At 65.5% G+C, this 22,940-nt stretch carries 22 protein-coding genes; 12 read left to right on the top strand and 10 right to left on the bottom strand.

The window, feature by feature from the left end:
* Window positions 1-22: 22 nt before the first annotated feature.
* From BMZ97_RS08450 to ggt, 4 genes are all read left to right on the top strand, one after another.
* Window positions 23-967 carry an ABC transporter permease gene (locus tag BMZ97_RS08450; RefSeq protein WP_092167458.1) on the top strand — a complete coding sequence of 315 codons (945 nt, stop codon included), beginning with the start codon at window positions 23-25 and terminating at the stop codon, window positions 965-967.
* Window positions 964-1,782, top strand: a complete 819-nt coding sequence (locus tag BMZ97_RS08445) for an ABC transporter permease (RefSeq protein ID WP_092167456.1) — start codon at window positions 964-966, stop codon at window positions 1,780-1,782. The genes BMZ97_RS08450 and BMZ97_RS08445 overlap by 4 nt, the downstream gene beginning before the upstream one ends.
* Window positions 1,779-3,464 carry an ABC transporter ATP-binding protein gene (locus BMZ97_RS08440; RefSeq protein WP_092167454.1) on the top strand — a complete coding sequence of 562 codons (1,686 nt, stop codon included), beginning with the start codon at window positions 1,779-1,781 and terminating at the stop codon, window positions 3,462-3,464. The genes BMZ97_RS08445 and BMZ97_RS08440 overlap by 4 nt, the downstream gene beginning before the upstream one ends.
* Window positions 3,465-3,604: 140 nt before the next feature.
* A complete protein-coding gene (ggt, locus tag BMZ97_RS08435; protein ID WP_092167452.1) occupies window positions 3,605-5,221 on the top strand; it encodes a gamma-glutamyltransferase in 1,617 nt (538 codons plus the stop codon).
* 94 nt (window positions 5,222-5,315) lie between these two features.
* Here the strand turns inward: ggt and BMZ97_RS08430 are convergent, their stop codons facing one another.
* The 7 genes from BMZ97_RS08430 to BMZ97_RS08400 all read right to left on the bottom strand — a co-directional run bounded on the left by BMZ97_RS08430 (window position 5,316) and on the right by BMZ97_RS08400 (window position 12,277).
* Window positions 5,316-6,338 (bottom strand): amino acid ABC transporter substrate-binding protein, encoded by a 1,023-nt coding sequence (locus BMZ97_RS08430; RefSeq protein ID WP_092167450.1) that lies wholly within the window; start codon window positions 6,336-6,338, stop codon window positions 5,316-5,318.
* Between the two features lie 93 nt (window positions 6,339-6,431).
* Complete coding sequence (gene metC, locus BMZ97_RS08425; RefSeq protein WP_092167448.1) at window positions 6,432-7,616, bottom strand: cystathionine beta-lyase; 1,185 nt, start codon at window positions 7,614-7,616, stop codon at window positions 6,432-6,434.
* A 103-nt stretch (window positions 7,617-7,719) separates the two neighbouring features.
* Window positions 7,720-8,877, bottom strand: coding sequence for an amidohydrolase (locus tag BMZ97_RS08420; RefSeq protein WP_092167446.1), 1,158 nt, complete (start codon window positions 8,875-8,877; stop codon window positions 7,720-7,722).
* 41 nt (window positions 8,878-8,918) lie between these two features.
* The gene (ehuD, locus tag BMZ97_RS08415; RefSeq protein ID WP_092167445.1) at window positions 8,919-9,572 is read right to left on the bottom strand and encodes an ectoine/hydroxyectoine ABC transporter permease subunit EhuD; all 654 of its coding nucleotides are present in this window, start codon (window positions 9,570-9,572) and stop codon (window positions 8,919-8,921) included.
* On the bottom strand, window positions 9,565-10,224 hold the full coding sequence (locus BMZ97_RS08410) for an amino acid ABC transporter permease (RefSeq protein ID WP_092167443.1): 660 nt from the start codon (window positions 10,222-10,224) through the stop codon (window positions 9,565-9,567). Before BMZ97_RS08410 ends, ehuD begins: the two co-directional genes overlap by 8 nt.
* 43 nt (window positions 10,225-10,267) lie before the next feature.
* The gene (ehuB, locus tag BMZ97_RS08405; RefSeq protein ID WP_092167441.1) at window positions 10,268-11,131 is read right to left on the bottom strand and encodes an ectoine/hydroxyectoine ABC transporter substrate-binding protein EhuB; all 864 of its coding nucleotides are present in this window, start codon (window positions 11,129-11,131) and stop codon (window positions 10,268-10,270) included.
* A 243-nt stretch (window positions 11,132-11,374) separates the two neighbouring features.
* On the bottom strand, window positions 11,375-12,277 hold the full coding sequence (locus tag BMZ97_RS08400) for a LysR substrate-binding domain-containing protein (RefSeq protein ID WP_244546305.1): 903 nt from the start codon (window positions 12,275-12,277) through the stop codon (window positions 11,375-11,377).
* A 171-nt stretch (window positions 12,278-12,448) separates the two neighbouring features.
* On the opposite strand from BMZ97_RS08400, the gene BMZ97_RS08395 reads away from it, so the two are divergent.
* Both BMZ97_RS08395 and BMZ97_RS08390 read left to right on the top strand, forming a co-directional pair.
* The gene (locus BMZ97_RS08395; protein WP_092167439.1) at window positions 12,449-12,697 is read left to right on the top strand and encodes a hypothetical protein; all 249 of its coding nucleotides are present in this window, start codon (window positions 12,449-12,451) and stop codon (window positions 12,695-12,697) included.
* Window positions 12,698-12,827: 130 nt separating this feature from the next.
* Window positions 12,828-13,199, top strand: a complete 372-nt coding sequence (locus tag BMZ97_RS08390) for a hypothetical protein (RefSeq protein WP_092167438.1) — start codon at window positions 12,828-12,830, stop codon at window positions 13,197-13,199.
* 57 nt (window positions 13,200-13,256) lie between these two features.
* Here BMZ97_RS08390 and BMZ97_RS08385 read toward each other — a convergent pair whose 3' ends face one another.
* A complete protein-coding gene (locus BMZ97_RS08385; protein WP_175525480.1) occupies window positions 13,257-14,711 on the bottom strand; it encodes an undecaprenyl-phosphate glucose phosphotransferase in 1,455 nt (484 codons plus the stop codon).
* Between the two features lie 380 nt (window positions 14,712-15,091).
* Between BMZ97_RS08385 and BMZ97_RS08380 the strand changes: the two genes are divergently transcribed.
* Both BMZ97_RS08380 and BMZ97_RS08375 read left to right on the top strand, forming a co-directional pair.
* Entirely contained in the window at window positions 15,092-16,510 is a 1,419-nt protein-coding gene (locus tag BMZ97_RS08380) for a mannose-1-phosphate guanylyltransferase/mannose-6-phosphate isomerase (RefSeq protein WP_092168794.1), read from the top strand.
* Between the two features lie 69 nt (window positions 16,511-16,579).
* Window positions 16,580-17,329, top strand: a complete 750-nt coding sequence (locus BMZ97_RS08375) for an aspartate/glutamate racemase family protein (RefSeq protein WP_092167435.1) — start codon at window positions 16,580-16,582, stop codon at window positions 17,327-17,329.
* Between the two features lie 16 nt (window positions 17,330-17,345).
* On the opposite strand, the gene BMZ97_RS08370 is transcribed toward BMZ97_RS08375, so the two are convergent.
* Both BMZ97_RS08370 and BMZ97_RS08365 read right to left on the bottom strand, forming a co-directional pair.
* Complete coding sequence (locus BMZ97_RS08370; RefSeq protein ID WP_092167433.1) at window positions 17,346-18,263, bottom strand: 3-hydroxyacyl-CoA dehydrogenase NAD-binding domain-containing protein; 918 nt, start codon at window positions 18,261-18,263, stop codon at window positions 17,346-17,348.
* Between the two features lie 7 nt (window positions 18,264-18,270).
* Window positions 18,271-19,245, bottom strand: a complete 975-nt coding sequence (locus tag BMZ97_RS08365; RefSeq protein WP_092167432.1) for a Bug family tripartite tricarboxylate transporter substrate binding protein — start codon at window positions 19,243-19,245, stop codon at window positions 18,271-18,273.
* Between the two features lie 515 nt (window positions 19,246-19,760).
* Between BMZ97_RS08365 and BMZ97_RS08360 the strand changes: the two genes are divergently transcribed.
* The 4 genes from BMZ97_RS08360 to BMZ97_RS08345 all read left to right on the top strand — a co-directional run bounded on the left by BMZ97_RS08360 (window position 19,761) and on the right by BMZ97_RS08345 (window position 22,883).
* Complete coding sequence (locus tag BMZ97_RS08360; protein WP_244546304.1) at window positions 19,761-20,642, top strand: transporter substrate-binding domain-containing protein; 882 nt, start codon at window positions 19,761-19,763, stop codon at window positions 20,640-20,642.
* Window positions 20,643-20,727: 85 nt separating this feature from the next.
* Window positions 20,728-21,393, top strand: a complete 666-nt coding sequence (locus tag BMZ97_RS08355; RefSeq protein ID WP_244546355.1) for an amino acid ABC transporter permease — start codon at window positions 20,728-20,730, stop codon at window positions 21,391-21,393.
* A gap of 19 nt (window positions 21,394-21,412) precedes the next feature.
* Window positions 21,413-22,078: an amino acid ABC transporter permease gene (locus BMZ97_RS08350; protein WP_092168784.1), complete on the top strand. Its 666-nt coding sequence runs from the start codon at window positions 21,413-21,415 to the stop codon at window positions 22,076-22,078.
* A 19-nt stretch (window positions 22,079-22,097) separates the two neighbouring features.
* Window positions 22,098-22,883: an amino acid ABC transporter ATP-binding protein gene (locus BMZ97_RS08345; protein ID WP_092167430.1), complete on the top strand. Its 786-nt coding sequence runs from the start codon at window positions 22,098-22,100 to the stop codon at window positions 22,881-22,883.
* Window positions 22,884-22,940: the final 57 nt, after the last annotated feature.

Below are 22,940 nucleotides of genomic sequence, written 5' to 3'. Positions count from 1 at the left end.
GTCCTGAACCGGGGAGAGCCCGATGCTGCGTTTTGCACTGACCCGGATCGTGATGGCGATCCCGACCCTGCTGATCGTGGCGGTGTCGGTCTTCGTCCTGATCCGCCTGATACCGGGAGATCCGGCCTCATTGATGCTGGGCGACCTCGCGACGCCCGCTTCGATCGCCGATCTGCGGGCCCGGCTCGGGCTCGACCAGAGCCTGCCCACGCAGTTCGGCATCTGGTTTAGCCATCTGCTGAAGGGCGATCTCGGCATCTCGATCAATAGCCAGGAGCCGATCCTGCCGCTGATCCTGTCGCGCTTCTGGGTCAGCGCCCAGATCGTGCTGGTCGCGGTGTTCTTCGCCAGCCTCGTCGCTGTGCCGGCCGGCGTCATCGCCGCCTGGCGGCAGGACACGACGCTCGATCTCGGCCTCGTCGGCGCCGCCACGCTCTTGCTCTCGATCCCAACTTTCTGGCTCGGCCTGCTGCTGCTGCTGTTCTTCGGCCTCAAGCTCGAATGGCTGCCGGTGGTGGGCTATGTCTCGATCGGCGACGACCCCTGGCGCGGTATCATCTATCTGATCATGCCGATCCTGACGCTGTTCCTGCATGAGATCGGCGTGATCCTGCGCATGGCGCGGGCCTCGACGCTCGAGGTGCTGCGGCTCGACTACATCACCCATGCCCGCGCCAAGGGGCTCTCGGAAGGCGCGGTGCTCTGGCGCCATGCCTTCAAGAACGCCTTCGGGCCGACCTGGACTCTGATCGGCCTCGTGCTCGGCAATCTGCTCGGCGGCATCGCGGTCGTCGAAACCGTCTTCACCATCCCGGGCCTCGGCCGGCTCCTGGTCGATTCGATCTTCGCCCGCGACTACCCCGTCATCCAGGGCTGCATGCTCTTCGTCGCCTTCTGTTACGTGCTGGTCAATCTCGTGATCGATCTCTGCTATCCGATCTTCGACCCGAGGGTGACGGCGCAATGAGGCTCCCTGCATTCAATGCGCTGATCGGGGGCGGCCTCATCGGCGGCCTCCTCATCGCTGCCGGCACCGGCGCGCTCTGGACACCCTATGATCCGCTCAAGCTCTCCTTTCGCGAGAAGCTCGCCGCACCAAGCGCCGCCCATTGGCTCGGCACCGACGAATTCGGCCGCGACGTGCTCTCGCGCCTGATGGCGGGCGCCGCCACCAGCGTCTGGATCAGCCTGCTGACGGTGGCGCTCGCCGTGATCTTCGGCACGCTGATCGGTCTGTTCTCGGGCTATGTCCGCGGCTGGGTCGACCGGGTCATCATGGCCTTCAACGACGCGTTGCTGGCCTTCCCCGGCATCCTGCTGGCACTCGGCCTGCTGGCGGTCGTCGGCGCCAATAAATACGGCATCATCGTCGCGCTCGGCATCGCCTATACGCCGTCGGTCGCGCGCATCGTGCGCGGCACGGTTCTGTCGTTGCGTGAGAAGGAGTTCATCGCCGCCTCGCGCGTGATGGGCAATTCCGAGGCTTTCACCATGGCCCGCCACATCCTGCCGAACTGCATCGCGCCTTTGACCGTGCTGGCGACCTCGATGTTTGGCTATGTGCTGCTGGCCGAGAGCTCGCTCTCCTTCCTGGGGCTGGGCGTGCCGCCGCCGGCCCCGACCTGGGGCAACATGCTTGCGGGAGCGCGCCCCTATATCGGCCAGGCGATGTGGCTCGGCATCTTTCCCGGCCTGTGCATCTCGCTGACGCTGCTCGGCATCAACCTGCTCGGCGACGCGGTGCGCGACCGGCTCGATCCGCGGATGAGGGGCATGCGATGAGCGCCGGCAATCCCGTGTCCGAGAGCAAGCCTTTGCTCGCGGTATCCAATCTCACGCTCAAGATCGGCGCGTCCGGCAAAACCGTCGTCAACGATGTCGGCTTCTCGGTCTCGCCGGGCGAGATCGTCGGCATCGTCGGGGAGTCCGGTTCAGGCAAGACCCTGGCGGCCCGCGCCATCATGGGCTTCGTCCCGCCGGCGGTGAAACTCGTTTCCGGCTCGATCCTGTTCGACGGCGACGAGATCACCACGATGGCGCCCAAACGCCTGCGTGCGGTGCGCGGTTCCAAGGTCGGCATGGTCTTCCAGGAGCCGATGACCTCGCTCAACCCGTCGATGATGATCGGCCGGCAGCTCGAGGAGGGCCTTGCGCTTCATCGTGATCTCAATGCGGCCGGCCGACGGGCGCTGATCCTCGACATGCTCCGGCGCGTCGGCCTCTCCGATCCAGAAGGCGCGCTCCACGCTTTCCCTCACCAGTTCTCCGGTGGCATGCGCCAGCGCATCATGCTGGCCTCGGTGATGCTGCTGAAGCCCGCCTTGCTGCTTGCCGACGAGCCGACGACCGCACTCGACGCGGTCGTCCAGCGCGACGTCATGGAGCTGATGGTCGATCTGACCAAGGAGAACGGCACGGCTGTCCTGCTGATCTCGCATGATCTCGGCATGGTCGCGCGCTATTGCAGCCGCATCGTCGTGATGAGCCAGGGCGACGTCGTCGAGCAGGGCGCGGCCGACGACATCCTGGCGCGGCCGCAGCACCCCTATACCCGCAAGTTGCTCGCCGCGATGCCGCTGCGCGGCCTGGCCCGCGAGCTCCCACAGGCGAAGACGCCGATCGTCGCGGTGCGCGACCTCGTCGTCGACTATCCCGGCCGGCAGCGCTTCTTCCGCAAATCGGCGCCCAAGCGCGCGCTCCACGGCATCTCGCTCGAAGTGCGACCGGGCGAGGTCGTCGCAGTCGTCGGTGGCTCGGGCTCCGGCAAGACCACGCTCGGCCAGTCCATCGCTGGGCTCGTCAAATCGAGCGGCGGCGAGATCCTGTTCAACGGCAAGCCGATCTTCAAGAGCGAGACGGCCTATTGGGATTACCGGCTGAACTGCCAGATGGTGTTCCAGGATCCCTATTCCTCGCTCGATCCGCGCATGTCGATCGGCGAGCTCGTCACCGAGCCGCTGCGATTGGTGCCGGGTATGAGAGCTGCCGAGAAGAAGGCTCGCGTCGCCGAGGTGCTAGCCGAGGTCGGCCTCGGCAACGGTTTTGCCGAGCGCTTTCCGCATGAACTCTCCGGCGGTCAGCGCCAGCGCGTCGCGATCGCGCGCGCCGTGGTGCGCCGGCCGAGCTTCGTCATCGCCGACGAGCCGGTCTCGGCGCTCGACGTCACCGTGCGCGCCCAGGTGCTGGAACTCTTCGCGGAATTGCAGCGCAAGCATGGCTTCTCCTGCCTGTTCATCAGCCATGATCTCGGCGTGGTCGAGCAGGTCGCCGACCGTGTCGTGGTCATGCAGGAGGGCCGCATCGTCGAGGAGGGCTCGCGCGACCAGATCTTCGACGATCCCAAGCACGCCTATACCCGCAAGCTGCTCTCGGCCGTGCCGGGGCTGGAAAGCAGCGGGGATGGCGGGGTGAGGCTGTTCTGGCGGTTGGGCGAGCCGGATACGGTGCAACCGAAATCGGGCTGACGATGCGACGTCATGGTCGGGCTTGACCCGACCATCTCGGAAACCAGTGTCATCTCGTCATGAGATTCTCGGGTCTCCGCTTCGCTCCGCCCGAGAATGACGGTCACCTGAGCGCTATCCCAATGTCAGAGGCCAGTTCGATGAAGAACGGAATGATCGTCTGCCCGCAGCCCGAGGCCGCCGAGGCGGGGGCGGCGGTGCTGGAGCGCGGCGGCAATGCGGTCGATGCCGCCATCGCCTGCGCCTTCATGCAAGGCGTGGTCGATCCACTGATGTCGGGCATCGGCGGTTTCGGCTCGATGCAGCTCTACATGCCTGATCGTGGCGTCCACCAGATCGTCGAGTTCTACGCAAAAGCCTCGCTCTCGGCGACGCCCGAGATGTGGGTCGACAAATTGCTCGGCCAGTCGCGCGACGGCTTCGCCTTCCTGCTCGAGGGTGGCATCAGCGAGTTCGGCCATCTCGCCGTCTGCACGCCGGGCAGCGTCAAGGGCTATGACTACGCGCTCTCGCGCTTCGGCACGATGGACTGGGCCGATGTGATCGCGCCTGCGATCGCGCAGGCGAGGAGCGGCGTGCTGGTGCGCCCGCATATGCACTGGTTCTGGTCGCAGGATCAGAAGGGCTCGGGCCAGGTCAACACCGCCGACAAGCTGCGCTACAGCGAAACCGGCAAGAGCCTGTATTTCCGGCCTGATGGCAGCCTGAAGCGCGTCGGCGATCTGCTTGCCAATCCCGACATGGCCAACACGCTCGAACGTCTCGCCAAGGGCGGGGCGGAGCTGTTCTACAAGGGCGAGCTCGCCGAGGAGATCGCTGCCGACTTCGCGGCACATGGCGGCCTGATTTCGCGCGAGGATCTGGCGGCCTATGAGCTTTCGGTCGCCGAGCCGGTCTGGGGCTCCTATCGCGGTCACCGCATCTCGACCAGCCCGCCGCCGGCGAGCGGCATGCTGATGCTGCAGATCCTCAACATGCTGGAGAATTTCGAGATCGGCGCGCTGAGCCATGGCGGCACGGAGCATGTCCGGCTTCTGGCCGAGGCGATGAAGCGCATGACCATCGACAAGGACCAGCATATGGGCGATCCGGCTTATGTCGACGTACCGGTCGAGCGTTTGATCTCGAAGGAGCATGCCGCCGCCCAGGCTGACAGCATCCGCCGCGGCGAGCGTGCCGATGTGAAGCGGCTGGAGCGCTCCTCCTCGCGCGAGACCACGCATATCTCGGTGGTCGACAGCCAGGGCAACGCAGTCGCGCTGACGCATACGCTGGGCAGCCCATCGGGCGCGATCACGCCAGGGCTGGGCTTCATGTATAACGGCACGATGAGCCGTTTTGATCCGCGCCCAGGCCGCGCAGGGTCGATCGCACCGGGCAAGCGCCGCTCCTCTTCGGCCGCGCCGACCATCGTCTTCAAGGACGACAAGCCCTTCATCGTGATGGGTGCGCCGGGCGGCAGCTATATCGCGCCCGCCATGGCGCAAGGCATCATGAACGTCGTCGATTTCGGCATGTCGATGCTGGAGGCGGTCGCCGCGCCGCGCATCGTCGCGGTTTCGAATTCGATCGACATCGCGAACCGCATCCGCCGCAGCGTCAGCGATGAACTCGCGGCTCTGGGCTATGACATCAAGCGCTCGGCCCAGAGCTATCCCTTCGCGGCCCTGCACGGCATCAGGATCGATGACGGGCGTTGCTCAGGCGGCGCCGATCCGCAGCGCGACGGCATGGCGATCTCGGTCCCGGCAGGTTGATCTGCAGCACGCAGGTTGCCGCGATCGACTGGGTGCCGCCGACCCGTGCACGGACGGCTGCGCGCGGGCTTCTGAAGCCCGCGCGCGAGCGTCTTCACCGGAAGGGCGGGCTGTATTGCAGGCCGCCCTGCGTCCACAGGGCGTTGGGGCCGCGCGCTAGGCGCATACGGGATTTCTGGCCGAGATGGCGCTCGAAGCTCTCGCCGTAATTGCCGACGGCCGCGATGATGCGCACGACCCAGTCATTGCTCACCCCCATCGCCTCGCCGAATTTGCCGTCCTGCCCGAGGAAGCGCTTGATCTCGGGATTGGTCGACTTGGTCATCTCGGCGATATTGGCCTTGGTGACTCCGAGCTCCTCGGCATTGATCAGCGCGAACAGTGTCCAGCGCACGAGATTGAACCAGACCTCGTCGCCGCTGCGGACCCAGGGGCCGAGCGGCTCCTTCGAGATCACCTCGGGCAGCACGACATGCTCTTCCGGCACGCGGAATTTCAGCATGTTGGCCGAGAGCGCCGAGATGTCCGTGGTGTAGGCATCGCAGCGTCCGGCCTCATAGGCGCGCAAGGCTTCCTCGGAGGTGGCGAAGGCGGTGGGCTCGTATTTCTGGCCGAGCTTGCGGAAGTAATCGGCGAGATTGAGCTCGCTCGTCGTACCCTGCGCCACGCAGATCGAGGCACCGCCGAGCTGGCTCGCCGAGGTCACGCCGAGCTTTTTCGTCACCATGAAGCCCTGACCGTCATAATAGTTCACGCCAGTGAAGGTGACGCCCTGACTGGCGTTTCGCGACAGGGTCCAGGTCGTGGTGCGCGGCAGCACATCGACCTCGCCGGCCTGCAGAGCGATCAATCGGTCCTTCGAGGTCAGCGGGACATAAGCGGCCTTGTCCGGGTCGTTGAAGATGACGGCGGCGAGCGCCCGGCAGATATCGGTGTCGAAGCCCTCCCAGCGGCCATTGGCGTCCTGTAGCGAGAAGCCGGCGACGCCGGGGCTCGTGCCGCAAATGATCTTGCCGCGCTCGCGGATGGTTTTCAGCGTGTCGGCCGCGAAGGCGGGCATGGCGAGGCTCACAGCGAGCATGGCCGCGGTCGCCAGATGGAGCAGTATGCGTTTCATTCCAGATCCCCTTTTTGTTGATTTTGGACAAAGCTCTCCCTGCGCGGCGGTGCGTTGCCGCCGCGTTCGTTCCTCTCCCAGAGATGGTTTTGCTCAGGCGACCTTGGCTGCCGTCGGTCGTTCGAGCGCGACGAGCAGGGCGTCGAGATCGTTCCAGAGGTCGTCGGGATCCTCCAGCCCGATGCTGATGCGCAGGACCACGCCCGGATGCGTCCAGGGCTTGACCGTGCGGTCGCCCTTCACGGCCATGGGTGCGATCAGGCTGCGCGTGCCGCCCCAGGACGCGCCGATCGCAAAGATTTTCAACGCGGTCAGCGCGGCTTCGAGTTCCGCCTCGGCGACCGGCTTGAGCACCACGCTGAAGACACCCGAAGAGCGGCCCATGTCACGCTTCCAGAAGTCATGGCCGGGGCATGACGGCAGCGCTGGATGCAGCACTGTCTCGACCGCCGGAGAATGCGTCAGGCGCCGGGCGAAATCCTCGGAGACGCGGCCCATATGTGCGACGCGCAGACCCATGGTCTCGATGCCGCGAAGCGCCAGCGCGCATTCGTCGGGCGAGACGCCGACGCCGAGCCCGCGCAGGGTCTCCTTGAGCTTCTGCCGCAGCGCCATGTCGGCGACCGTGACCGAGCCGAGCAGCAGGTCGGAATGGCCGCCGACATATTTGGTCAGCGCTTCGCAGGCGAAATCGGCGCCATGCGCCAGCGGTTTGAACAGGAGCGGGGTTGCCCAGGTGTTGTCGCAGCCGACGAGCGCGCCCTTGGCCTTGGCCGCCTTTGCGATGGCGGGCACGTCCTGCACCTCCATGGTGCCCGAGCCCGGTGACTCGACCCAGACGAGCTTGGTCCTGTCGTCGATGAGGTCGGCGATGCCGGCGCTGATCAGCGGGTCGTAGACGCCATAATCGATGCCGCGCGGCTTGAGGTACTCCTCGCAGAAACTGCGGACTGGCGGATAGACATGGTCGGGGATCAGCACCTTGTCGCCTGGCAGCAGGACCGAAAGCATCACGATGGTGACGGCGGCCTGACCGGAGGGAACGAGAACCGTGCGTACACCGCCATGGAGCTCGGAGAGCTGCGCCTCCAGCGTGCGTGTCGTCGGTGTGCCGTGCAGGCCATAGGTATAGCCGTCGAAGCCGCGATATTTGCGGGCGGCGAAGCTTGCCGCATCCTTGTAGACGATGGTCGAGGCGCGGTGGGTCGCGACGGCGAGGCTGGCATAGCCCTCGTCGGAGACGGCGGGATGGTGAACGCAGCGGGTCAGATCGTGCATGATGGGCCTCTTTCGATACGTCAGGTTGACGAACCTGGTAGGTCGAGACAATCGAGCCGGGATCATGAGATCATGACCCCGGCTTATGGTTTGTCAGCGAAGCTCAGGCGCCCGGCGCCTCCGTGAGGGCGAGCTTGGCGACATTCGTCAGCCAGCCCACGGCCGCCGGCAGGATCGCGTCGTTGAAGTCGTAGCGCGAGTTGTGCAGTTCGCCGTCGGGCCCGGCCGGGCCGTTGCCGATCCAGACATAGGCGCCGGGGCGCTGCTGGAGCAGGAAGGAGAAGTCGTCTCCGGTGGTGCTCGGGCGCAGGTCGCGGCGGACGGCCAGGCCTGCCATTCTGGCGGCGGCGACGGAGAGCTCGCCCTCGGCCTTGGTGTTGATCGCCGCGCGCCCGGTCGAGAGGATCTCGACATCCGTGCGCATGTCATAGGCCTCGGCGATGCCGGAGATGATGCTTCTCATCCGCTTGATCACGGCCTCGCGCACCTCCGGCCGATAGGTCCGCAAGGTGCCGAGCAGCGTGACGCTCGGCGGAATCTGGTTGCTGACGACGCCGCCGCTGACCTGGCCGATCGAGAGCACGACGGCGTCGATCGGGTCGACATTGCGCGCCACGATGGTCTGGAGCGCGACGATGAGGTGGCCGGCGGCGACGATCGGGTCGCGCGTCTGGTGCGGGATCGCGGCATGGCCTGCCAGGCCGTGCAGGGTGACGCGCCAACGTCCGCCCGCCGCCATTACCGGCCCGTCATGGACGGCGACCGTGCCGGCCTCGAGCCCTGGCCAGTTATGGAAGGTGAAGACGCGCTCCATCGGAAAGCGCTCGAGCAGGCCGTCGGCGAGCATCGCCTTGGCGCCGACGCCGTTCTCCTCCGCCGGCTGGAAGATGAACTGCACCGTGCCTTTCCAGCTCGCATCGCGCGCCAATGTGGCGGCTGCCCCGAGCAGGGAGACGGTGTGGCCATCATGCCCGCAGGCATGCATCACACCGGGCGTCCTGGAGGCATAGGGAGCGTCGTTTTCTTCAGCGATCGGGAGGGCGTCGATGTCGGCGCGCAGACCGACGGAGCGGTTCGAGCCCGGCCGGCTCAGCGTCGCGACGATGCCGGCGCCGCCGATGCCCGCCACAAAGGGAATGCCGAGCTCGGTCAGCCTCTCCTGCACGAAGGCGGCGGTGCCGTGCTCATGCTCGGAGAGCTCCGGCTGGGCGTGAAGCTGCCGGCGCCATTGCGTCAGCGTCGCGAGGAATTCTGTATCCATGGCAGGCCTCGGATCGGGATGGCGGGGCGTATCGGAAGCTGTCACCGGCCTGGGAGGGCGAGACGCGCCTCGAAGCGGTGAATGAGCCAGGAGAAGCTGACGGCGATGGCGAGGAAGATCGCGCCGACCACCGCGAGCGGCTCGCCATAGCGGAAGGTGTCGGAGGCGATATCGAGCGCCGAGCCGAAGGATTCCGGCACGGCGATGACCGCGAGATAAGGCGTCGATTTGAAGATCGAGATGAAATAGCTGCCCATCGGCGCGGCGATGTTGCGCAGCATCTGCGGGGCGATGACCAGGATGACGGTCTGGAAGCGGCCAAGCCCGAGCGCCTTGGCCGCCTCGAATTGGCCCCGCGCGATGCCGTCGATGCCAGCCTTGAAGACCTCGGCGAGGTAGCCGCAATAATAGATGCTCAATGCCGCGACACCGACGACCAGAGCCGGCAGCTTGATGCCGTAGACGGGCAGCACGTAGTAGAGGAAGTAGAGCTGCACCAGCACCGGTGTCGAGCGGATGAAGTCGATGACGAAGCGCATCGCGTAGCGCATCAGCTTGTTGGAGCGGCGGGCGATCTCAAGGCCGAAGCCCAGGAGCGCCGCGAAGATGCAGCTCAGCAGCGTCACGGTGAGCGTGGTCGTCAGCGCTTTCCCTATGGTGGGAATGATCGACAGGGCGAAGCCGAAGTCAAACATCGTGGACGAGCTTCCGTCCGGCGCCGACCTTGCGCTCCAGCCAGCGTCCGACCACGGTCGCTGGGTAGCAGATGATGAAATAGGCGACGAGCAGCCCGGTATAGACCTTCACCGGGTCGTAATGGATCTGCGAGATCTCCTTGGCCCGGAAGGTCATGTCGCTGAGCGTGATCAGCGAGACCAGCGCCGTGCCCTTCACCAGCTGGATGAACTGGTTGATGAAGGTCGGCATCATCGCTAGCAGCGCCTGCGGCAGTTCGATCAGCAGCAGGATCTGCCAGCGCCTGAGGCCGATAGAGCGTCCAGCCTCGACCTGGCCGCGATCCAGCGCCTGCAGCGCTGCGCGCACCGCCTGGCTGCCATAGGCGCCGATGTTCAACCCCAGCACCATCGCGCCGACGGTGAGGCCTGACAGCCGCAATCCGAAGCCCGGTAGCGTGTAATAGAAGGCGTAGAGCAGGATGATGACCGGCGAGGAACGCCAGAATTCGATGAGCGCGGTGATCGCGGCATGCGGCCAGCCGCGCGCGCTGTACTGCGCGACGCCGGCGATGAAGGCGAAGGGCACGGCGTAGAGCATGCCCAGCAGGGTGACCAGGACGGTGACCCGGAAGCCTTCGAAAATGCCGGCAAGAACCTCGGCGAATGTCATGATGACGGTGGGTTTCTGGTCTGAGCGTCAGTTTTTCTGGGCGTCAGTTTTTGGCGCAGAGTTCGGCGGAGCTAGCGTGCGGAGGCGCCTCGGCGTCGGTAAAGTTATATTTGTCCATCAATGCCTTGACCGTGCCGTCGGCCTTCAGCTTGGCGAGCTGCGCGTTGTAGATCGCCTGCAACTCCTTGTCCCTGGGGGCGAACACCACGGCAGTTGCCATCATGTATTCGCTGCCGTCGGGCCGGACATAGCCCTTGAACGGCAAGGCGCGCTCGATGCCGTTCATGCCGCCGGCTTCCATCAGTCCCGATACGCTGGGCGCCGACAGGGTCGCGGCATCGACGCGGCCGGCCAGCATGGCGCTGACCACTGCCTCGTTGTTGGGGAAGAGCAGGAGACGGTCCTCGGGCACGCCGGCTGCGAGCGCATTCTTGGCGTTCTCCGTGCCACGCCCGCCACCGAGCTTCACCTTCGGATTTTTGATGATGTCCTCATAGCTGTGCAGGTTCAGCGGATTGCCCTTGAGCACGAGCAGCCCGTCGCCGGCCGAGAGATCGGGCTCACCGAAGAGCACCTGCTGGCAGCGCGCTGGGGTAATGGCGACACCGGATGCGATGATGTCGAAGCGGTTGGCCAAGAGGCCGGGGATCAGCGCGCCGAAATCGGCCACGGTGAACTCGATTGCCTTGACGCCGAGCGGGGCGAGTGCTGCGCGCACCAGATCGGGATGATAGCCGATCACATCGCCATTCTTGTCGCGATAGCCCCAGGGTGCGCGGTTATGGATGCCGATGGTGATGGTCTTGCCTGCGAGGCTGGATTGCTGGGCTTGTGTCGCACAGGGGGCGGCCGCGACGAGGCCAAGCGCCATGGCAGCCATCGTGATGCGTTTGGAAAAGAACGGCATGGCATGCTCCCTCTCGAGCAGGATGCGAAAAAGTGGGAACCGGTTTTTCGCATTGATCCTGCTCTCACTTTTAGATGAGAGACGGATTCAGATTTCGGATGGGATCACTCGGTGATCCCATCCGAAATCACCCGGCTCTATCAGCCGTCTGCGACGATAGAGGCCGTTGCCCGGGCGACAATCGCGTTGCGGTAATGAGACGATGCCTAGGATTTATACCTGCCCCGCTCCAGAGCGGTCGCGTCAGCGCGCCGCCATCAGGCAGTCGATGAAATCGCGCACGAGTTGGGATTTGGGGCGGTCGAGCGGCAGGATCAGCAGGCTCTTGCTCTGAACCACGGGCTCGAAGGGCCGCAGCACCAGCCGGGTCGGATCTGCTCCGGCGATAGCATAGGGGCTGACGAGGCCAACGCCGACACCCTCGGCCACCAGGGCGCAGACGGTCGCGGCATAGATCGTCTCGACCACGATGTTGGGGGCGACGCCGGCTTCGGTGAAGATCAGGTCAAGGCGCTGCCGGGCTCGATCCTCGGGGACATAGGCAATGAAATCGACGCCATCGAGATCATGGGGGCCGATGATCTCGTTCGCTGCCAAGGGATGGCCCTGCGGCAGGGCGCAGAGGACGCGCGGCGTGACGAAGGATTGGTGCAGCACGCCGGTGACGTCGATCTCGTCCGCCGCCAGCCCGATGTCGAACTCACCCGAGGCCACGCCGTCGCGTACGTCCCGCGATGGCAGCACCATCAGCGTGACGCGGATATCGGGATGCACCACGCGGAAACGCTTCACCGCGCGCGGGACAAGAGAGGAGCCCAGCGCCGAGAGCGAGCCGATGCGCAATTGGCCCGAGCCTTGGTCGCGGATGCGCGCGGCGGCCGCGCGCAACGTGTCCATGCCGAGGAAGGAGCGCTCGATATCGGCGTAGAATAATTTGCCTTCCGGCGTCGGGATGATGCGGTTGCGAACACGGTCGAACAGTGAGAAGCCGATGGCGCGTTCCAGTTCCGCGATGGCGCGGCTGACGGCCGGCTGCGTCAGCCCGATCAGCTCCGCTGCGCGCGAGACGGTGCCGGCCTTCATCACGGCCGAGAAGATTTCGATCTGACGGTAGTTCACGCCAAGCAGCCCGCTGGTCTCGGCCACCGGGCCGGCCTCTTCAGGCGCTCAGTCTCGCACAAGGCCGGCGGCTTCGCGAGTTGGCGCGTGCGTGGATCGACGGAGAGGTTCTTCAGATCTGACGGCAACCGTTCATCTTGGCCTCGATATTGCTGTTCTGGCGCGCCTTCGCGTTTTGTGCCGAATGGAGACGAATTGATGACGGGAACGGATGGGACGGCTCAGTTCGCCTGCAGCGCCTGCGGCTCGCCCTCGATCGTCCTCCCCGCCGTGCTGGCCGATGAAGCCGTCGTGTCCTGCGGGCGCTGTCAGAGTGCCTTGGGCTCCTGGCTCGGCTACAAATCCTATGTCAGCCGCTCGATCCATGCGGAATATGAGGCGGTTCCGGCGCAGCCCATGATCTGTGTCGACCCGATCATCGCGCCGGCATTGGCGGAGGCGCTCTGATCGCGGTCTTGCTTCCGCGATCCGTGGTCGTTAGCGGATAAGTCAGCCGGTCCGGGTAATCCCGGCTGATGGCGGCGCCGATTCGATGGGTTGGCCGTGTCCGGCCGACAATGCTGTGTTGGGGTTGTTCATGCGCGTCTTCAAATCGGCAGCCCTGGTTTGCGCCTGGATCGGGCTTGCTTATCTCGTCTGGGTTTCGATCATGCCGATCGGATCCAGGCCGCATCTCTTCGACGAGATTCCGGACATCAGCCGCTTCCTTGGCTGGTTCGTCATCACATCGGCCTTCGCTGCCGCCTATCCGCGCCACCTTGGCCGGGTCCTGCTCGCGATGTCGGTCGCGATCGTCATGCTCGAGGCCGCCCAATATCTTGAGGCTACGCGCCATGGCCGGATTCACGACGCCGTGGTCAAGGTCGCAGGCGCGGCGGTCGCGGTCGTGTTGGCCCTGGCCTATCTCGCCGTGGCGCGGAAGCGCGCGCTCGTGCAGGAGCGCTCCTGATCCGGCGCAGAGTTCCCTAAACAGCCTCTCGTTCTGTGAGCCGGCGAGACGCTCCGATCAGCCGGCATTGGCGAAGGCCTTCTTGCTGAAGACCGTCCGTAGCAGGATGCCAAGATCGAGCCAGAACGACCAATTGTCGATGTACCAGTGGTCATAGGCGATACGCTTGGCCATCTTCTCGTCGGTATCGGTCTCGCCGCGCAGGCCGTTGACCTGCGCCCAGCCGGTGATGCCGGGCTTGACGTTATGGCGGCGCGCATAAAGCGCGATCTTGCGCTGGAACTCGTGGTCATGCGCCAGGGCATGCGGGCGCGGGCCGACCAGCGACATCTGGCCGGCGACGACATTCAGCAATTGCGGCAATTCGTCGAGATTATAGCGCCGCAGCACGCGGCCGACGCGGGTGATGCGCGGATCGTTGCGCCGCGCCTGGCGGATGACGTCGCCGTCATCGGTCGTGGTCATGGTGCGGAACTTCAAGATGCGGAAGGTCCGCTGGTTGAAGCCATGACGACGCTGCAGGAACAGGACAGGGCCCGCTGAATCGAGCCGGATCACGAGGGCGATCAGCAGTAGCAGCGGCAGGCTCAGGAGCAGGATCGTCAGCGCGCCGACCATATCGAAAATGCGCTTGGCGGTGTTCTCGAGGGCGGACAGGGCCGGTCGCGTCAGGCGGAGGCTGGCGAAGGTTCCGGTGCGGACGATATGGGGGTTGTCGAAGCGGTCCATGATCCGCTCCGGGGCGAGGTGAATCGCGGCCGGCAGGTTCATGAAGGCGTCGATGCAGGCGTCGATCGCCTCCTGCTTCGACCAGGGCATGGCGATGTAAATCGCGTCCGGCTGCATCGCCCGACAGCGCGCGACGGCGGAGCCGAGGTCGGCTGCGAGCGCATCCGGATTATCGGTGTCGCCGAGGAAGGCGACATCGACGATGGCGAAGCCGATGTTCCAGGGCTGGTGCCGGGAGACGAAGGACATGACGTCCTGCTCACGTCCGATCAGGAAAATCCGCTCGGAGGTGATGCGCCCGGTCTTGCTCGCCATTGAGATGCTGCGGGTGATGGATGAGCGCGCCAGCGCGATCAGGAGGGGAGCGGTGAAATAGGTCGCGATGATCACGCCGCGCGAATAGTGATCGATGGTCTTGGCCATGAAGGTGATCGCGATGAAGGCGATCATGGTGATGTTCCAGACCGCGAAGGCCGCTGAAACCTGCCCCTTGGTCGAGAGATAATTGGCGATCTGGTAGCGGCCGCGCAGCAGATTGCTGAAGACGAAGATGGCCGCCAGCATCATCGCCAGCTCCAGCATGATCCGGGCGCTGCCGAACTCATCGAAAGCCAGCAGGTGGTATGTGACCGAGGTGAGGGCGACGATGGCCATGATCACGACGGCGTCGGTCAGCGCGGTGATCAGGCCGATCCAGTGTCGCAAGGGGGAGCTGCGCTCTGGCCTGACGCGTGCCTCTCCGGTTCGTCCGGCCGCGTAGTTCAGATCGTCGACGCTTGCCATCCTGCCCGACTCCACCATGGCGCGGGAGCCCGAAGGTCCGTGCTGCAATCGGCGACCCGGATCGGAACACTTGTCCGGCCGGGAACGCTTTCGGTGGTGAAATCGCAATCGGCGTACCGCTGCGGACTGTACCGAAACGAGACGAAATTCGGCGGTCGCATGGTTGGCGGGACGGGCCGGCTCCGTCACGTGCGAGCAAATGACCGGCGGCGTTTGCCGCGGATCAAGCCACCCGGCGCTGCCCGGCTCGAACGGCGCGCCGTTGCGGCGTGCCTTGCTGCTGTCCGCCGGCACTTTCCGCTGCGGTCAAGCTTGGCTATGACTGCCGTCTCCCGTAGAAAAACTTGCCGATTATCCTCATTCAGGTCGACACCAGCATCATGGCTTCAGCGCACATCATACCCTTGATCATGGCTGGTGGTTCCGGGACGCGGCTGTGGCCTTTGTCACGCGATACGATGCCCAAACAGTTCATCGGCCTGCTGGATGACGGTCTGTCGACCTTCCAGGCAACGCTGCTGCGGGTGAAGGATGCCTCCTTCGACAAGCCGATCGTCGTCACCAATCATGAATTCCGCTTCGTCGTCGCCGAGCAGATGCAGGCGGTCGGTGTCGCAGGCGACATCGTCCTGGAGCCGGAGCGGCGCGATTCCGCTGCCGCCATCGCCGTCGGCGCGCTCCTGGCGAGCAGCCGGGCGGGGGATGCGATCTGTGTCGCGCTGGCGGCCGACCATATCGTCGCCGATGTCGACGGCTTCCGCGCCGATTGCGCCAAGGCTGCAACGCTTGCGGCCTCGGGCCTGATCATGACCTTCGGCATCGTGCCGACGAAGCCCGCGACCGGTTACGGCTATCTCGAGCCCGGCGGCGCGCTCGACGTGCCTGGTGCGAGCCGCCTGACTCGCTTCGTCGAGAAGCCGGATGCGAAGACGGCCCAGCTCTATGTCGACCAAGGCTTCCTCTGGAACAGCGGCAATTTCGTTTTTGCAGCCGCCCGGATGATCGAGGAGCTCGACCTCTATGCGCCGGAGGTGATCGAGGGTGCGCGCGCCGCGCTTGCCGAGGCTAAACGCGACCTCGACTTCCTGCGGCTCGATGCGGCCAGCTTCGCGCGGGCGATGAAGGTCTCGATCGATTACGCCGTGATGGAGAAGACCAAGCATGCCGGCGTGCTCGCGGCGAGCTTCGACTGGTCGGATGTCGGCGCCTGGGACTCGATCTATGAGGTCAAGCCGAAGGACGGCGATGGTAATGTGTTGGAAGGGCCGGTGGTCGCGCTCGATACGCGCGGTACGCTGGTGCGCAGCGAGGACATCCTGACGACGGTGATCGGGCTTGATGACGCCGTCGTCGTAACGACGCGCGACGCGGTCCTGGTCACGACCAAGGCGCAGGCCGCCAACGTCAAGGTGCTGGTCGAGCAGATGAAGAGCGACGGCCGGCGCGAGGCGAGCGAGCATCTGCGCATCTACCGGCCCTGGGGCTGGTATCAGCGTATCGATCTCGGGGCGCGGTTCCAGGTCAAGCGCATCAACGTCAAGCCCGGCGGGTTGCTCAGCCTGCAGAAGCATTTCCACCGCGCCGAGCATTGGGTCGTGGTCTCGGGCACCGCCGAGGTCACCCTCGACGGCGCGGTCTCCTATATCCACGAGAACGAGTCGATCTACCTGCCGATCGGCTGCACCCACCGCCTCGCCAACCCCGGCAAGATCGCGCTCGAGCTCATCGAGGTCCAGGTCGGCTCCTATACCGGCGAGGACGACATTGTCCGCCTCGAGGATGTCTACGCGAGAACGTGACGCCAGCGGCGGGCAGCGCCTCTCCGTCCGCCCGGAGCCCTTACTGCTCAGCCCTTGTGGAATACCTCGATGACGTCACGCACTCTTTCGCCGGCTACCGGCCGCATCGCGCGCGGCGGCAAGGCGATCTATGGCGCGCCGCTCGGGATCCTGATGCTGGAGGCGCGCTTCCCTCGCATCATCGGCGATATGGGCAATGGCGCGACCTGGCCGTTCCCGGTGCTGTACCGCGTGGTGTCCGGCGCGAGCCCCGACAAGGTGGTGATGCAGGGCGCTGCCGGCCTGCTGCCGGATTTCATCAATGCAGCCCGGGATCTCGTCCGCCTCGGCGCGGAGGCGATCACGACCAATTGCGGCTTCCTGTCGCTGTTCCAGCGTGAGATCGCTGCTGCTGTCGGCGTTCCCGTCGCGACCTCGTCACTGATGCAGGTGCCCTGGGTGCAGGCGACGCTGCCGCCCGGCAAGCGCGTCGGGCTGGTCACGGTTTCGGCGGGAACGCTGAGCCCGGCTCATCTCGAAGCGGCGGGCGTGCCGCTCGACGTGCCGGTTGCGGGCACCGAGAACGGCCAGGAATTCTTCCGCGTCCTGATCAAGGCCGAGAAGGACGACATGGACATCGACCTTGCCGAGCAGGATGTGGTCGAAGCCGCGCTCGACCTCATCGCGAAGAACCCGGATGTCGGCGCGATCGTGCTGGAATGCACCAATATGCCGCCCTATGCCGCGGCGGTGCAGGCCGCGACCGGATTGCCGGTCTACGACATCTATTCGATGATCACCTGGTTCCACACGGGATTGCGGCCGCGCGTTTTCGCCTGATCGCAGGCGAAGCGTGCTACTCGCTGACGAGTTTGCGCGACTTCAACAAGGCAAGCAGACCCTCGTCGCGGCGCGTCTCCAGTTCAGCGATCGAACGGCCGGCAGCTTCTTCCGCGATGCCGGCGATGATCGCGCGCTGGACCTCCTCGCCCAGGCCCGGATTGCCCAGCGCTTGCCAGCGCCGCACCTGGCTTGGGCCGAGATGGGCGAGGTAGCCAGCGATGCCGCCTTCGCCGCCGCCGAGATGATAGGTCATATGCGGCCCCATCAGGGCCCAGCGCAGACCGGGACCATTGCACAAAGCCGCGTCGATTTCGGAGACGCTGGCGACGCCCTGCTCGACCAGATGCACCGCCTCCCGGTAGAGCGCCGAGGCCAGCCGGTTGGCGATATGGCCGGGCATTTCGCGGTTCAGGATCACCGGCCGGCGGCCGAGCTCGCGGTAAAAGGCGGTGGCGCGCGCAACCATAGCCTCGTCCTCGCCGACGATCTCGACCAGCGGCACGAGATGCGGCGGGTTGAACGGATGGGCGACGATGATGCGGGCAGGGTTTGCGCAATCGGCGACGATGGCGCTGCGGACCAGCGCCGAAGTCGAGCTGGCAATGATCGCATCCTGCGGACTTCCGGCATCGATGCGGGCGAGCAGCTCGCGCTTCACGGCCTCGTTCTCGGGGCCGTTTTCCTGCACGAATTGTGCACCGGACAAGGTTTCTGCGAGATTGCCGGAAAAGGCGATGTCGCCGGTGCCGATCAGGCCGAGCTCGGCGAGTTGTGCGCGAGCGCGTTCGACATAGGCGCGAAACTTTACCTCGGCTTCCGGAGCCGGATCATAGGCGCAGATGTCGAGGCCGTGGGCGGTGGCAAGCGCTGCCCAGCTCGCACCGATCATGCCGGCGCCGACGATGGCGACACGCTGGATGGTTCCTGTCATCGCGCCCTCATTCCGGCTTGATCCCGGTCGCCTTGATCAATTCGTTCCATTTCGTCATCTCGCTGTCGATCAGCGCAGCCGCCTCGGCCGGCGTGCCCGGCTTGGGCGCGACGCCCTGGAGCTTCATCGCCTCCAGCGCCCGCGAGCTCCTCAGCGCCTTGCCGATCTCGGTGTTGAGCTTGTCGATGACGGGCTGCGGTGTGCCGGCCGGGGCCAGTACGCCGAACCAGGAGCCGATCTCGAAATCGGCCAGGCCCTGCGAGATCGCGGTCGGATAATCCGGCATGAAGGGCGAGGGCTCGCGGCCGGTCGTCGCGATCGCCTTCAGCGAGCCGGCATTCACATGCTGGAGCACGGAGGGGATCGTGTCGAACATCACCTTGACCTGACCGCCGATCATGTCGGTCATCGCCGGGCCCGAGCCGCGATAGGCGACATGGCCGAGCTTGGTGCCGGCCCGCGCATTGAACATCTCGCCCGCCAGATGCTGCGGCGAGCCATTGCCGGAGGAAGCGTAGTTGAAGTCGTCGGGCCTGGCCTTGGCCAGTGCGACCAGCTCGGGGATGGTCTTGGCCTGCACCGAGGGGTGGACGACGAGCGCGAGGCCAACCGTGCCGGCGAGCGTGACCGGCGCGAAATCCTTTTTCAGGTCGAAGCCGGGCTTGGCCTGCAGGCCCATATTGATGGAATGGCTGGTGAGCGCACCCATCAGCAGGGTGTAGCCATCGGGCTGGGCCCGGGCCACGGCCGCCGCACCGACGCTACCGGCCGCGCCGGCGCGGTTCTCGACCACGACGCGCTGGCCGATCGTGTGCGAGACCTCCTCGGCGATGACGCGGCCGATGATGTCGGTGGCGCCGCCGGGCGCATAGGGCACGATCAGGGTGATCGGCCGCGTCGGATAGGCTTGGGACAAGGCGGGCGTCATACCGGCAAAAGCGAGGGCGGCGAGCGCGCCGCCCAGGAAGCTGCGTTTCAACATCGAGCGTTCTCCTCCTGTGATGAAGCGGGCCGGTTGATCCGGCCTCGTCAGGTTCCGGATGGTTCAGTCGCGGCAGAGATCCTTCACATCGGTCTTGATGGCGGCGATCTCGGCGAAGCGTTCGCGGGGCCGACCCGGGCAGGTCGCTGGCACCCGGCTCTCCTGCTCGATCCGGGATTGGGACAGGGGCCCGAATGCTTCGTCGCAGTTCAGGCGAGGCCGGGAGGATAGTGGCGTTTGGGACAAAGGCGACGTCTCGCTTGCGAGCGCAAGGCGGCCCGGAACCGGGCTGCCTGAATCTGCTCCAGCATGCCCTGCCGATGGCGCCGGGTCGAGGCCTGGCCGCGCGGGGGCGTGACCTTGCGAAAGTCCAAAAGATGGCCCGCTTCTTGCGAAAGCCGATGACGCGGGCCCTCCGAAATCGGCGGCGCGTGCAGAGCGAAATGGAGAGCGAGATGGGCGTTCAGGACGACATTGCATCCCCACAAGTTCCGGCTTCCCCGCGGGATCCGGCTTTGCTGGTCGAACGCCGCAGCCTTTTCGGGCTCGGCCTCGCCGGCGCTGCGATTGGCACCGCCGCAGCCGCCAGCCTGATCGCGCCCTCGGCCGCGCAGGCCCAGACTGTCGCCAAGAGCAAGCTCTATACGATCAAGGAGCGCGGCAAGCTCATCGTCGGCACGGGCAGCACCAACCCGCCCTGGCACTTCCAGGATGCCAGCGGCAAGCTCGTCGGCATGGATATCGACCTGGCCAAGCTCCTGGCGAAGGGCCTGTTCGATGATTACGAGAAGGTCGAGTTCGTGCTCCAGGGCTCGGATGCGCGCATCCCGAGCCTCGTCACCGACAAGGTCGACATCGTCGTGCAATGGATGACCGTGACGCCGGGCCGGGCGCAACAGGTCGATTTCACCATTCCCTATTACCGCGAGGGCAATGGCCTGCTGATGCTGGCGCGTGGCGGCAAATACAAGAATTATGAAGAGCTGAAGGCTGCCGGCAGCGCCGTCACGGTTGGCGGCATGCAGAACGTCTTCCTGGAGGAGTGGATCCACAAGGCTCTGCCGCAGGCCAAGGTCGATGCCTTCGATAGCCCGGATTCTGCCATGCAGGCGCTGAACGCCCGGCGCATCGACGCCTCGCTGCAGGATCAGTCGGCGGTGCGCTGGCTGATGCAGCAAGCGCCCGGCCGCTTCGTCGATTCCGGTTTCGGCTGGATGCCGAACTCCTATGCCTCGGCCGTCAAGCCCGGCGATCCGACTTGGCTGAACTGGGTCAACACAGCCTACAAGGAAGCGATGGTCGGCGTCGATTTCGACTATTTCGCCGCCTCCTACAAGAAATGGTTCGGCATCGAACTGCCGATCCCGAAGGTCGGTTTCCCGCAAGAGTTCGCCTGATGGCATGGTCCCTGCCGGGGTCGGTCGGCATCTGCGCCGGCCGGCACAGCTTCGTGCTGCGCTTCGGATGGTCGCTGCCATCATGATCGACTATCATTTCGACTGGTCCGTCATTGCGCGCAACGCCGGCAAGCTGACCGACGCCCTGCTGCTCGGGCTCGGTCTTGCGGTCGTGTCGCTGCTGATCGGCAGCGTGATCGGGCTCTTGGCTGCCTATGCGCGCGTGTCGGGCAAGGCCTGGCTCTCGGCCCCGGTCTGGGCCTATGTCGAATTCATCCGCTGCACGCCGCTGCTGCTGTTGATCTTCTTCCTCTATTTCGGCTTGCCGGAGTTCGACGTCACCTTTCTCGACAAGACGCAGAGCTTCGTCCTCTCGCTCTCGCTCTATGCCGGCGCCTATATGTGCGAGGTCTTCCGTGCGGGCCTGGCCTCGATACCCAAGCAATATGTCGAGGCGGCCAAGGCGATCGGCCTGCGCCCCTGGCAGCGCCAGGCCTATGTCATCCTGCCCGTGATGTTCCGCATCACCCTCCCGTCGATCGGCAACAATCTGATCTCGCTGTTCAAGGACACGTCGCTGGCCGCGGCAATCGCGGTGCCGGAACTGACCTTCACGGCGCGGCAGATCAACGCCAACACCTTCCGGGTCATGGAGGTCTGGTTGACCGTGAGCGCGCTCTATCTCGCCAGTGCCTATCTGATCGCCATGATGCTGCGGCTGCTTGAGCGCCGCTACGCATCGATCCGCTGAGGCCGCCATGGATTTTTCGATGGCACCTGGCACCTTCCTGTTCGAGGCCTGGCAGGCGCGGGCCTCGCTCCTCTCGGGGCTCGGTGTGACGATGCTGAGTTCGGCCCTGAGCATCGTCATTGCGACGGTCTGCGGGCTCGCGATGGGCGTGGCGCTGGCTTATGGCTGGTGGTGGCTGCGGCTGCTCGCGCGGCTTTATGTCGACCTGATGCGCGGCATCCCGCTGCTGGTGCTGATCCTCTTCACCTATTACGGGCTGGCGCTGTTCGGCATCAATGTGCCGGCCTTCTGGGCCGGCGTCATCGCGCTCGGCGCCTTCGCCACCGCCCATGTCGCCGAGAATTTCCGCGGTGCGGTCCAGTCCGTGCCCGCCGGGCAGATGGAGGCGGCCAAGGCGATCGGGCTGACCTTCGGCAAGCGGCTCTCCTATGTCATCCTGCCCCAGGCCGTGCGCCGCATGCTGCCGCCCTGGGTCAACACCGCGCTGGAGATCGTCAAGGGCACGACGCTGCTCTCGATCATCGGCGTGGTCGAGCTGCTGCTGTCGGCCCAGCAGGCGATGGCGCGCAATTACATGATCATCGATTTCTACCTGCTGACCGCGGCGCTCTATGTCGCGATCAATTTCACGCTCGCCCAACTCGGCGCATCGCTGGAGCGGCGGTTCTCCTATCTGCGTTACTGAGGGAAGGGAACGGCCGCCGATGACAGAGCCAGCGCTTCTGCAAGCCCGTGACGTGCGCAAGAGCTTCGGCCAGATCGAGGTGCTGAAGGGCATCGATCTCACCGTCAGCCAGGGGCAGGTGGTCTCGCTGATCGGTGCCTCGGGGTCAGGCAAGACGACCTTCCTGCGCTGCATCAATCTGCTGGAAGAGCATGATGGCGGCGAGATCCTGCTCGATGGCGACCCGGTCGGCTACATCATGGCCGGTGAGCGCCGCAAGCGCCTGAGCGAAACCCGGATTTCGGCGCAGCGTGCGCGGCTCGGCATGGTCTTCCAGCAGTTCAATCTGTTTCCGCATCTGACGGCGGCCGCCAACGTCATGCTCGGATTGACCAAGGTGCAGGGCAAGAGCGATGCCGAGGCGCGCGATATCGCCCAGCACTGGCTCGGCCGCGTCGGGCTGGCTGATCGCAGCGGGCACTATCCCTATCAATTGTCCGGCGGCCAGCAGCAGCGCGTCGCGATCGCGCGGGCAGTCGCCATGCAGCCGCGGCTGCTGCTGTTCGACGAGGTGACCTCGGCGCTCGATCCCGAGCTCGTCGCGGAGGTCCTGAGCGTGATGCAGGGGCTGGCCGAGTCAGGGATGACGATGCTGCTGGTCAGCCACGAGATGCTGTTCGTGCGCGATGTCTCGCACCATGTCGTCTTCCTCGACCAGGGCAAGGTCGCCCAGGCCGGGCCGCCGAGTGAGGTCTTCGACAACCCGCAAAGCGACCGGCTGAGGAGCTTCCTCGGGCGCTTCCACGGGCTGTTCGGGCGGGGGTGAGCGGGACTTGTGTCGCTTGTCGTCGTCCATCCCCGTCATTGCGCGGAGCGAAGCGAC

It is taken from the genome of Allobosea sp. OK403 (genome assembly GCF_900113835.1).
Classification (GTDB): domain Bacteria; phylum Pseudomonadota; class Alphaproteobacteria; order Rhizobiales; family Beijerinckiaceae; genus Allobosea.
The sequence above is the reverse complement of the archived record's forward strand: the minus strand, read 5'-3'. Positions and strand labels throughout refer to the sequence as shown.